This window comes from Psychrobacter cibarius (assembly GCF_016107535.1).
Lineage (GTDB): Bacteria > Pseudomonadota > Gammaproteobacteria > Pseudomonadales > Moraxellaceae > Psychrobacter > Psychrobacter cibarius.
Genome location: NZ_JABASQ010000006.1, coordinates 78,862 through 90,561, shown reverse-complemented (window position 1 = coordinate 90,561; position 11,700 = coordinate 78,862). Strand labels below are relative to the sequence as shown.

Here is an 11,700-nt window from a genome sequence, read left to right as displayed (position 1 = left end):
CTTGCTGTCTTGTATTTATAAGCTCATATTCATAAGCTGAGACCCATTGTGGCCTATATCAAAGATTCACAAAGCTATCATTTTTCCGCGCAAGCACCTAAGCGGGATGTTAGTTTACCGGTGGCCATCGTTATCGCTGTGGCCGTACACGCCATTATTATTTTTGGTATTGGCTTTTCGATGGGCAAAGATCCTGCGGCAATGATGCAAGATGTGGCAAAAGCGCTAACCGACAATATGCAGCCAAATGAAGACGCCCACTTTATTGCTAATGCCTCCCAAGAAGGTGGCGGCACAGTGGAGGAGCAATTAAGACAAGAGAACGACCAAATCAGCCCATTGTCTGCTGAGCAAATAAGTGAGACGCAAGATGTGATTAGCCTGCAGCGTCAAGTACGCCAGCAGCATTATCAAGAAAGCTATCTGCGTACCACCTTAAGCTGGCGTCAAGCGAGTGTGGAGTCTGATAATGATAGCAAGCAAGCACAAGATGATATGATGGCGCAAGAAGAGCGTCTGCGTAAACAAATTGCTACTTTAGAGACACAGCTGTCTCAACGTCAGCAAGTCTATGCAACCAAATCAAAAGTCGTGACGGTCGATAGCAACTCGACGACGCGTGGTGCCGCGGCTGATTATATTAATACTTTCCGTGAGCATGTCGAACGCATTGGGAATTTGCATTATCCCATGCAGGCACGGGCACAAGGTATCACGGGCGAAGTGCGCCTTATGGTCATCATTAGTAGTGATGGTAATATTAAAGCCATACGTCTGCTTGAAAGCTCCAACTCCACATTACTAGATGAAGCAGCAAAGCAATCAGTACGCCAAGCAGCGCCCTTTGGTAAATTCACCAAAGACATGGAAGATATTGTTGAGCTGCGTTTGATACGTACCTATCGTTACAGCGATAAAGTGGATGTTACTTATTAGGGCGTGTTGAATATATAGATGATGAGCGTTAGCTACGCTGCAAACAGATAAGATACCAATATTTATAACAAACGAATACCACACACCGCTATAAAATAAAGAGTCAGTATGGAATTTTTAGGTTTTACAATAGATGTTGCCAACTTAACCAGTAACGCATTAAGCTTGGTCATTAAAGTTGCGTTAGCAATATTAATATTCGTCGTAGGTCGCTGGCTTGCCAAAAAGGCAGTCACCGTTGCTCACAAAATGATGTTGCGTAGTCGCTTAGATGACACCGTTGCGAACTTTTTAGGTCGCTTAATCTATGGGGTGCTACTGGTCGTGGTTGCGTTAGCTGCTTTGAGTAAGGTTGGCGTACAGACCACCTCGGTCGTCGCTATATTGGGCGGTGCTGCAGTAGCCATTGGTCTGTCACTAAAAGATCAGTTGTCTAACTTTGCCGCTGGCATCATGATTGTGACGTTTCGCCCCTTTGTGCGCGGCGATTATGTGCAAATCAGCAGCTACACAGGAACTGTAACAGAAATCACTTTGGTCAATACCCACCTAACGACGATAAACAATCACGATATCATTATCCCAAATAGTGATATTACGACTTCAGCCGTGACGAACTATACGGCGCTACCCAACCGCCGTGTCGATATCACGGTCGGTATTGGCTATGATGCCGATATCAAAACTGCCAAAAACGTGATGCTGAATTTGGCAAAAAATAATCCGTTGGCCTTTACTGACCCTGAACCTATCGTACGTGTCACCAATTTGGGTGATAACTCAGTAGACTTGACGCTAAATATTTGGACAACCAATGCTGACTGGTGGACCATGCAGTGTGATTTGTTGGAGCAATTCAAATACGCCTTAGATGATGAAAAAATAGACATTCCATTCCCGCAGCGTAATGTCCATGTTAAAGGATTGGATCAGATGATTAATCAGATGAGTCAAGCACAAAAGCTACCGATGACCAAAGACTAGTCGCTAAAAATTCGAACTAAGCATAAGGGTTTGGAAGGCTGAGACCTGCTAAAATCTCAATTTCAAACCGTTCCATCTCATCTTGCTCGGCTTGTCCAAGCTCATGATCAAAACCCAATAAGTGCAGCACACCATGTATCAGTAAATGGCTAATGTGCTGTGCGGTTGTCTTTTCTTGTTCTGCGGCTTCACGTACTATGACGCCATGACAGATGACCAGCTCACCGAGAGGTAGCGTTGGCATCAGCTCAATAATTGCGGCTGGCAGATCACTTGGATAAGATAAAATATTGGTCGCATAATCCTTACCGCGTGCTTCCAGATTTAATGCCTGACCCTCGATTTCATCGGTAATGTATATGTCTAATACTTTAGATTTCTCTTGCCATAGCTCAGGGTCGATATCTACAAAATAGGGTAGCGTTAGACCTTCTTTAATGCGCCCATCGATATAATCCAACGCTGCCATCATCACAGACTGTAAGTGCTTACGATCATAAAAAGTGTCTAGTATGTCATCATCAATACTACTGGTGGCACTGATATCAAGTGCTGCTAAACTGGCATCATCGCCAGCACGCTCATTTGTATCATGGTTGTCAAAGCTGTTGTTACCCTTCTCTTGGCTCATGCCATTATCCTTTTACTTTATTGTAAGATGGTGTGCTTTATCATCTGATATAACTTATGAGTAAACCTAAAAAGCTCTCGTCGTAAAAAGCCGGATTACTGACAGTAATCCGGCTTTGCATTTTTATAACATTAAGTAGCAGGCTAGACCGTTTATAGCTTGGCTGCAGCATTAGCAATAACTTGTTTACGCTCTTGCTCTTTTCTGCGCTCAAACTTACGCTTTTCTTCTAACGCTACTTGTTCTTCATCATAAACATCGTAGGCTTCTACAATTTTCTGTACCAATTGATGACGTACCACATCTTTTGAATCAAACTTGGTGATATGAATTTCTTCAATACCACTTAAGATTTCCATTGCTTGTGCTAAGCCTGACTTATGACCACGTGGCAAATCGACCTGTGTAATATCACCTGTAATTACTGCTCGTGAACCGAAACCCAAACGGGTCAAAAACATTTTCATCTGTTCAGGCGTGGTGTTTTGCGCTTCATCTAAGATGACAAACGAGTTGTTTAATGTACGACCGCGCATATAGGCAAGGGGTGCGATTTCGATGACTTGTTTTTCAATCAGCTTGCCCACTTTTTCAACGCCGATCATCTCATATAGCGCATCATATAATGGACGCAAGTAGGGATCGATTTTTTGGGTCAAATCACCGGGCAAAAAGCCCAGTTTTTCACCAGCTTCTACCGCCGGACGCACCAATAAAATCCGCTCAATCTCATTACGCTCAAGCATATCCACGGCGCAAGCCACGGCTAAATAGGTCTTACCCGTACCAGCAGGGCCAATACCGAATGAGACATCAGAGTTCAGTACGTTTTGGACGTAGGTCTGCTGATTGCCACCGCGAGGAATGATACGACCTTTACGCGTGCGTAAGCTAACTGGCGTAAACTCGTGAGCTGATTCTAAGTCCGCCTCAGCGTCTGCATTATCCTTGGCTTCTTGCTCATCCGCTTCCATATCTTCATCACGAGAAATGCTCGATTGGATAATAAGATGTAGCTCCGCTGCACTAATGTCCTTGGTATTCTGTGCCTCATCTACCAGTTTATAAATAATACGTTCACCGCGCTCGACATTCGATATGTCGCCACTCAAACAGAAGTCACCTTGACGCTGCATGATTTTGATATCGAGGCGTTGTTGGATATATTTCATGTGGTTGTTGTATTCACCAAGCACGGTTTTGAGCTGTGATGGTGTCAATGATTCAAACTTTATACGGCGGCTCATGGAATCAGTCAAGCGATTATCCTTTTATTATGTACCCCAATGCTATGATTTGGTTTTGATGGCATTGCGGGTTTAAGAGATAAAATAGTCGGTCGTTATGGTCTTGGCTTTACGTTATAGAGATAGAAATGACGGTAGAATTATTATTCGTTTTAGGAGTGGTGATAAGTAACGGTCTTGCCTTTATTATGGTCGATAGATTTTAAATTTCAAGCCATACGTCGAACAGATGCCACTGTTTTTGTACGACGATTGCAACCGCTTTTCGACATTGATATTTTTATGTCCATTTTTGAGCGGGTTACAGTATTGCAAATAACGTTTAGAGCGTGACGAAATCAAGCGTTTCAGTTATACGTTTTGGCTACTGTTAAGGCCACAGAGTTGGAGGCGATCTGTGGTAATCTATGGATGATGTCGTAGTGCTTTATTGCTGAGTTTAAAATATAAAGGCTGATGAAAGCTGACGAAGGTTAGGGCGTATTACGCATTCGACTAAGGCTATGCCGATGCGCGAATATTCAATACGCCCTAAAAAATTAAAATAATTCTAGCGATTATTCATCGCTTATAGTGCGTGCGCCCAACAGCGTAAAATAGACATGAAAATTAGGAATAATAATGCAAAATACTGATGTAAATTTATCGAATGCTAAAAAAAAGTTTGAATATAAAAAGGCAGCTACTGAGCAGCAAGTCCTCATCGCTGGCGGTGGTCATGTGGGATTGTCCTTTGCACTGTTACTAGCACATCACGGTATTGCTAGCACGTTATTAGAAAAAAATAGCTACCCAACCATCAGTCCAAATGAGGACAGCAATCGCAGCCATTATTTAGACAGCCGCAATACAGCACTGTCACGTCGTACGGTACAGATTTATCAAGAGATTGGGTTATGGGATGAGTTGCAAAGTCATGCTTGTCGTATCGATGCGGTGCAGATTAGTGAGCAAGGCAGCTTTGGACGCGCCCAGTTAAACAAAGCTGAAGAGCGGGTCGAGTCATTTGGACAAGTGATGGAAAATGCGTGGCTCGGACGTAAGCTTTTATTAGCCGCGCAGCAAGAGCCATTAATCACTTTGATCGATAATGCCAGTGTCAGCGCCGTGACCCAACAAGCGGATGGGGTGACGCTCAGCTTTAACTATTATGATGAAGAAGAGCATGAGCAGCAATTGCAGGCCAGCGTTTTGGTCGCTTGTGATGGTCGCGATTCGACGGTACGCCAATTATTAAATATTGGCACGACAACTTATGATTATCAGCAAACCGCTATCGTCGGTGTGGTAGAAACGGACAAGCCACACGCGCATGTAGCGATTGAGCGTTTTAGTCCAGCAGGGCCATTGGCGGTGTTGCCACTGACCGATCCAGACGGCGATGGCAATGACGGCTATCAAAAAGGCTATAGACGCTCAGTAGTTTGGGTATGTCCAAAAGGAGAAGAAAATAAATACTTAGCAGACGATGCGCATTTCTTAGCGACATTGCAGCAAGCCTTTGGTGAGCGTGCGGGCACGTTTGTCGCTGCTGGTCGCCGCGGCGCTTATCCACTGACACGCGTGCTGGCAGACAAGCAAGTAGAGGGTCGCTGTGTCATCATGGGCAATGCTGCCCATACCTTGCACCCTGTCGCTGGACAAGGTTTTAACCTCTGTATGCGCGATGCCCATGTGCTGGCACAAATGATGAGCGCGCAAGTGCTAAAAGGCGAAGACATCGGCGATACGCAACTGTTAAAACGCTATGAGAAAGCACGTCTAAGCGATCAAAAACGCGTCATTCGCTTCTGTGATGCCGTGGTACATGGTTTTACCCATCCTAACCCAGCTATTAAGTTGGCGCGAAATGTAGCCTTGGTTGCCTTTGATAAACTGCCAAATATTAAGCCACTAGTCGCTAACTACGCGATGGGATTAAAGTCCTAGTTTGCCATATCACGGTATATTAACGGTTTAGACCAATGTTCTATACGATTGCACTTAACTGTAGGAATAACTTATGAAGAATAATCATACGCTGATTATCGGTAGCGGTATTGTTGGGGCAACGCTTGCTTTACAGTTGGCGCAAGCAAAAATGCCCGTGACGTTAATTGATGCTCGCCCTGCACGTGATGACTCAGAATGGCAACAGGTGCTTGGCAAGCGGGATGCGCGCGTTTATGCCTTGAGTCTTGCCAGTATTAACTTACTTAAAGACGTGGGCGCATGGCAAAAGATAGCAGCATCAGAGCGTAAAGCGGACTACTCGCAAATGCAGGTGTGGCAACTAAACGGTATGGGTGAGCTATTATTTGGCGATAGCGGCGATAATCATCCCAACAATCATTTACCGCAAATGCTCGGTAGCATGGTCGAGCCTGCCATCATTGAGCATGCATTATGGCAATGCCTGTATGAAGATGATGTCAGTGACTATCTAACCATTATCGCGGGGCAAAAAGTCATAAACATGGATTGGCTAGGTGCAGAGCAAGGCTACCGTGTGACGTTAGATAATCATACTGCTATCGATGCGATGCTGCTGGTTGGTGCTGATGGTCGTGGCTCATTTGTGCGTCAGCAAGCGGCGATTGGGCTAGATACACTTGATTATAATCAAACCGCTATTTGCTGTGCGATTCACACCGAAAAACCGCATCAAGCGACTGCGCGCCAAGCAATGCTGCCCACAGGTACGCTAGCGTTATTGCCGCTCGCTGATATTACTGATGCAGATAAAGCCAACCCACAACATTGGCAGTCGATCGTATGGACATTGCCGCGCAATCAAGCATTGGCGTTGATAGAGGAGGACGCGCGCGTCATTGCTGATAAATTGGCGGCTGCCAGTAACTATGAGCTAGGTGCTATCACTCAGATTGAGTCAATCGCTAGCTTTCCACTGACCGCGCAACAAGCAAAAAGCTACGTCGCGGACAATTTAGTCTTGATCGGTGATGCAGCGCATGGCGTCCATCCACTGGCGGGTCAAGGGTTGAACCTGGGCATGCTCGATGTACAGACTTTAAGCGAGCAATTGGCACATGATTTTGAACGTAGTGGTAGAACCAGTTGGGGCAGCAATCAAACGTTGCGTAGCTACGAGCGTTTGCGCCGTCCGCATAACAGTCTAATGATGCACAGCTTTTCCGCGCTTAATTGGCTATTTGCAGGGTCACTTGCACAGATGCGTCCTATTCAACAAATCCGTAGCGAAGGTATGTACCGCGTTAGCAAAATTAAGCCATTGATGAGACTGTTTGCTAAGCAGGCGAGTGGGGTTTAGGGTTTTGACTAAAATTATTAATTGAACTTTTTAACTAAACTAAGGATGGCGTATGAAGACTCAGTCATGGATGGCGATAGCCATCGTAATAGCTAGTTTTATTTTAGCCTCCTGCCAATCTACACTTAAAAATAATACAATAGATAAAAAGGCAGACAACACACCTAAAGTATTGATAGAGCCACTTGCAGATACAGACAATGACGGCGTGCCCGATGAACTTGATAACTGTCCTAACACTGCTGAAGAGGTCAAGGTTGATCCCTATGGTTGTCCAGTGGCGGTCAATTTGATTGGGTCACTAGTAATGGATATTCGAGTCTATTTCACCTCAGATAGCCTTACCCTAACCAACGAAGCTTATTTAACTGAAGTACAAAAGGTCGCTGAAAAAACGCGTAATAACACTAATTTAGTTACCATTTTATCAGGTCATATCTCCAAAGCTGAAGCTGAAAACCGTCAAGCCACTAACGCCACGCCTAATAATAGGCACTTAGCGAGTAATCGCGTGAAATTAGTCAAAGATTATTTAGTAGAGCAAGGGATTGTTGCTGATAAAATTTTGGCGTTTGATTGCAGGGATAAAATTCAGCTTGGTGTTAATAATGAAGGTGCTAATATTGAAACTGAAAAGCATGCTGCTGAAATGTCATTGTTGAATCAAAGAGTTTTTGGGGCGGTAATAGAAGCTGATAAAGCATATTCTAGGAATTACCCTGATGAGCAGCATTCTTTGAAGCATTATAAAGAAGTCTGTCAGCAGCTCTAGAAGAAATAATTTATGAATACGCTATTGAGAAGTATGCTTGTTGTTTTAATCAGCGTCTTAACGCTATCCGCATGTCAAACCGCTGACTTGTCTAAGCAAACAAGCCAAACTATTAAGATGCCAAATATAACGGTTAGTTTAGATAGCGACGGCGTGCCTGATGAGTTAGATCAATGTCCAAATACAAAAATGAAAGGTAATGTAGTAGTGGATGACAGGGGCTGTCACCTCATTATGGGACCCGATATGAATTTAAAAATGGAATATCGCGCCTTTTTTGCTAAAGGTAGTAGTGAACTAATACCTAAATATAAAGTTGAACTGGATAAAGTAGCGGCAAGAATGAAAGAGTATGATACCGCTATCTTTAAAATAGAAGCGCATGCTTCAGAGGATGAAATCAATAAAGAATTAAGCTCATTACCTAAAAATAGAGCGCTGATGATCAAAAACTATCTTTTATTAAAGCATGGCATAGCCTCTAGTCGATTAATGGCCTTAAATTGTGAGGCTAGAGCGCCTATCGCACCCAATGATATGGATGAGGGGAGGTCTTTTAATCGTCGGGTCTATGGTTTATTAACTGAACCTGATAATGAGTATCCTGTCAATTTAAAAAACGGCATCTGCGTTAAATTTTAAATCAAATTTTTATCAACTATTGACCATTCGTTCAATCCAAATACTCCAAAGGCAAACCTCATGCTTATCCCTAAATACTGGGCGCAACACAAACAGCGCTTTGAATCGCTAGAAACGTCTAGTAAACCTTCCAAGCAAGCTACTATCAAACGTTATGGTTGGTCGGACGTCAGTCAAAGTGCAGCGTTAACTCATGCTAAATCACGAGTCAATGAGGCGCATAATCGCTGGCTGGCAGGTGAAGATATCTTACGTTGTGAGCGCAGGGAAGAGTATAACGAAGGCAATAGCATTCCTATTCGTGAAAAGATTATTTATGAGCATGATTTTCCAGAAAATGAATTATCTAATAATAGTGCAGCAGTAATGAAGCTCATTGTCACGCGCAACAGCTACGGTGCCCAAGTGGCTAACGTCGATAATATTGCCATTATCGATGTCGATAATGATGATTTATTGCGTCATATCTATCCTGATGATTATGACCATCATGGCTTTATGCCTGCCTTTCTCGTTAATCGAAGCAATCCCGCCAGCAAAATTAAAATTTGGTTTTTTGTTGTTGTTTTTATACTCATCGCCAGTGTTATCGCTTGGTTGGGGTTGTCATGGTTATGGCTGTTAGTAGTTATGTTTGTTGCCACTGCTTATTTGTGGCAACAAGCCAGTGCCAGAGACAAGACCCGAGCGCAAAAATATGCCGATGACGCCGCCTCGTTACTGCCCTATATGACGGATTTGATCAAAAAACGTATTGTTAATCATCCTACCGAATGCTTTCGTTTATATCAAACACCTGCAGGCTTTCGTATTATTGCGACTCACGATGTTGTATCGCCAAGTGATAACGTGGTAGAAGATTGGTTTGCGTATTTCCATGCGGATACCAATTATGTTCGTCTGTGTCAGGTGCAGCAGTGCTTTCGAGCACGGATTACTGCCAAGCCGTGGCGTATGAGTGAGGTTGAGAATAATAAGTTGGCTAAAGATATCCCTGCGAAAGACTTTTGGTTTGATTTTGAGGACACAGAGGTAGAACGCAGCATTGAGCAACGTCAAGACGCGTTAAAAGCGCGTAAACAGTGGCTGGCTGACTATGATAAGTATGCCAAAAACTATCGAGCGTGCCATTATGTTGAGAGTATGGCTGGTAAAGAAGCTGCTAATAACAGCAAAGTACAAGCCAGTATTGATGATTTTGTACAATGGCATGACCGTGCTTGTCAGGTGGATAAAGCGCTGCCGATGGCTTAATTCAGATTTTACTTTACTTTTACTTGACAGGTAAATGAGCTTTGGGTCATCTCATAGAAGTATTGTTTTCAAGGAAGAATCATAATGAAACGCTATCGTATTTTATTATTAACCACATTTATAACGCTAGTTGGTTGCCAAACTACTGAAATTATACCGCCCAAAACTATACCGCAATATGAAAATATCAGGACGATGCAAGTAGATATTCCTGATTCAGATGGTGATGGTGTGCTTGATGCTATAGACGAATGCCCTGAAACGCGACCCAATGTAGTAATTGATGCTAAAGGCTGTGAAATAATAATTGAGGGAGGCGAGGCACTTGAAATGGAGTTCAATGGGTTTTTCTCGCAAATGAGCAGTCAGCTATCTGATATCTATGATGCAGTATTTGTGAAAATAGCAGAAAGTCTTAATGATCACTCAAAAGCCAATGTTTTTATTTTCGGTCATGCAGCGACAAGTGAAATAGATAAAGATGCTTTAGCGACTTTTGGTTTCGATTCTTTATCACGCAATCGCGCGCTAATTATTAAGAATAATTTAGTGTTGTAATATAATATCGATGCTGAGCGTATCCGTACTTATGAGTGCTCAAATAAGATTATAGTTACAGATACAGCGTTTATAGATCCAAGTTTTGAAAAGCTCAATCTTAAAAATATTGAGGCAAAACAACGCCGCGCAACTTTAATGGCGAGTAGTGAATTTCATGATTTGATGAATCTTGAATATGATTCTGATATGCAAAAATATGGTGAATATGCCAAGCACTGTGAACTGTTCGAATAATAACGACTGATTTTCTTCAACCGTTAAAAATTATTCTTACCCCAACGCCGAAAACACCACCATCAGCACTGGTGAGACGATATTGATAATAAAGCCAAAACTAATCGCCAATGGCACGACCTTTAGACCACCTGATTGCTGAATAATTGGCAGGGTAAAATCCAAGCTCGTCGCGCCGCCAAGTCCAACTGCTGCTGATGGATATTTACGCATAAACACGGGAATAAATATCAGCGCAAAAAACTCACGTACCAAGTCATTAAATAGCGCGACACTGCCCCAAACCGCGCCATAAGCATCGGTCATCACAATCGCTGATAACGAATACCAACCAAACCCTGACGCCAGTGCCAAGCCTTTGGTCCACGATACCTCACTGAACATCAGCGCAAATATCAAGCCACCAACCAATACAGCTAGTGTAAAGATGACACTCATCTCAACGCCGCGCTTATTCAGCAGCACTTCTTTTAGCGTAATACCTGAGCCTTTTAAGCCAATGCCGACCAACAAAATTAATATCATCAGCATCACCGTCATGGTATTTTCAGGCGGCATATAATTGTCTGGTAAGAAATAACCAATCACCATACCAATGACCACACAAACGACTTGAGCGAGGCTACCACGGATACTTACGCGATGTTCTTTAGATTTTACGCTGGGTTTTTTGGCATGCCATGGACGCAGTCGGTCAAATAACATCAGGGCAAATAAACCACTGCCAATTGTCAAAATCGATAGTATGGTCACATACAGCGCAATTTCGCCTATCTGACTGCCAAGTCCTTCAACTTGTGACAGCTCAATACCAATCAGCGCTAAGATGATAAATACCAGATAAGATAAGCCTTTATCTGCAAGCTTTGTCATGGTTGGATGAGAAGGAATGGCAAAGCCAATAAACATTGGCATTAATACCAGAACAAGGGTAACTAGGCTTTGCATGGTGATTGGCTCGCGGCATTTTCAAAGGCGTTTTTAAGAAGCTGGAAATTGTATCACATGAAACGATCAATGCTGACATGAGCGGCTAAGATTCCTTGTAAAAGCTGACTGTTTAACGACCAACTATTGAGCGTTAAGATAAAATCGTGAATCACTAAGCCGTAAGTCAGGATTTCATTCATGATAATTTGACTGCTAACAACGCTTAAGTATTTACCTG

The 11,700-nt window shown here is 43.1% G+C and carries 11 protein-coding genes; 8 read left to right on the top strand and 3 right to left on the bottom strand.

Going from position 1 to position 11,700, the window contains the following annotated elements; translation table 11 throughout:
* Window positions 1-48 precede the first annotated feature (48 nt).
* Window positions 49-936 carry an energy transducer TonB gene (locus tag JFC08_RS06230; RefSeq protein ID WP_060490580.1) on the top strand — a complete coding sequence of 296 codons (888 nt, stop codon included), beginning with the start codon at window positions 49-51 and terminating at the stop codon, window positions 934-936.
* A gap of 108 nt (window positions 937-1,044) precedes the next feature.
* Window positions 1,045-1,920, top strand: coding sequence for a mechanosensitive ion channel family protein (locus tag JFC08_RS06225; RefSeq protein WP_045451667.1), 876 nt, complete (start codon window positions 1,045-1,047; stop codon window positions 1,918-1,920).
* 16 nt (window positions 1,921-1,936) lie between these two features.
* Here the strand turns inward: JFC08_RS06225 and ybeY are convergent, their stop codons facing one another.
* Window positions 1,937-2,551, bottom strand: a complete 615-nt coding sequence (gene ybeY / locus JFC08_RS06220; RefSeq protein ID WP_198330116.1) for an rRNA maturation RNase YbeY — start codon at window positions 2,549-2,551, stop codon at window positions 1,937-1,939.
* Window positions 2,552-2,703: 152 nt separating this feature from the next.
* Window positions 2,704-3,798 carry a PhoH family protein gene (locus JFC08_RS06215; RefSeq protein ID WP_045445157.1) on the bottom strand — a complete coding sequence of 365 codons (1,095 nt, stop codon included), beginning with the start codon at window positions 3,796-3,798 and terminating at the stop codon, window positions 2,704-2,706.
* 621 nt (window positions 3,799-4,419) lie between these two features.
* Here JFC08_RS06215 and JFC08_RS06210 point away from each other — a divergent pair.
* From JFC08_RS06210 to JFC08_RS06185, 6 genes are all read left to right on the top strand, one after another.
* Entirely contained in the window at window positions 4,420-5,727 is a 1,308-nt protein-coding gene (locus JFC08_RS06210) for an FAD-dependent monooxygenase (protein WP_227697676.1), read from the top strand.
* Between the two features lie 73 nt (window positions 5,728-5,800).
* The gene (locus JFC08_RS06205) at window positions 5,801-7,069 is read left to right on the top strand and encodes an FAD-dependent monooxygenase (protein ID WP_198330115.1); all 1,269 of its coding nucleotides are present in this window, start codon (window positions 5,801-5,803) and stop codon (window positions 7,067-7,069) included.
* A 52-nt stretch (window positions 7,070-7,121) separates the two neighbouring features.
* The gene (locus tag JFC08_RS06200) at window positions 7,122-7,841 is read left to right on the top strand and encodes a thrombospondin type 3 repeat-containing protein (RefSeq protein WP_198330114.1); all 720 of its coding nucleotides are present in this window, start codon (window positions 7,122-7,124) and stop codon (window positions 7,839-7,841) included.
* A 12-nt stretch (window positions 7,842-7,853) separates the two neighbouring features.
* Complete coding sequence (locus tag JFC08_RS06195; RefSeq protein ID WP_198330113.1) at window positions 7,854-8,483, top strand: OmpA family protein; 630 nt, start codon at window positions 7,854-7,856, stop codon at window positions 8,481-8,483.
* Window positions 8,484-8,543: 60 nt separating this feature from the next.
* Window positions 8,544-9,737 (top strand): hypothetical protein, encoded by a 1,194-nt coding sequence (locus JFC08_RS06190; RefSeq protein ID WP_198330112.1) that lies wholly within the window; start codon window positions 8,544-8,546, stop codon window positions 9,735-9,737.
* 84 nt (window positions 9,738-9,821) lie between these two features.
* Entirely contained in the window at window positions 9,822-10,295 is a 474-nt protein-coding gene (locus tag JFC08_RS06185; RefSeq protein WP_198330111.1) for a hypothetical protein, read from the top strand.
* A gap of 273 nt (window positions 10,296-10,568) precedes the next feature.
* Here JFC08_RS06185 and JFC08_RS06180 read toward each other — a convergent pair whose 3' ends face one another.
* Complete coding sequence (locus JFC08_RS06180; RefSeq protein WP_055124515.1) at window positions 10,569-11,480, bottom strand: LysO family transporter; 912 nt, start codon at window positions 11,478-11,480, stop codon at window positions 10,569-10,571.
* Window positions 11,481-11,700: the final 220 nt, after the last annotated feature.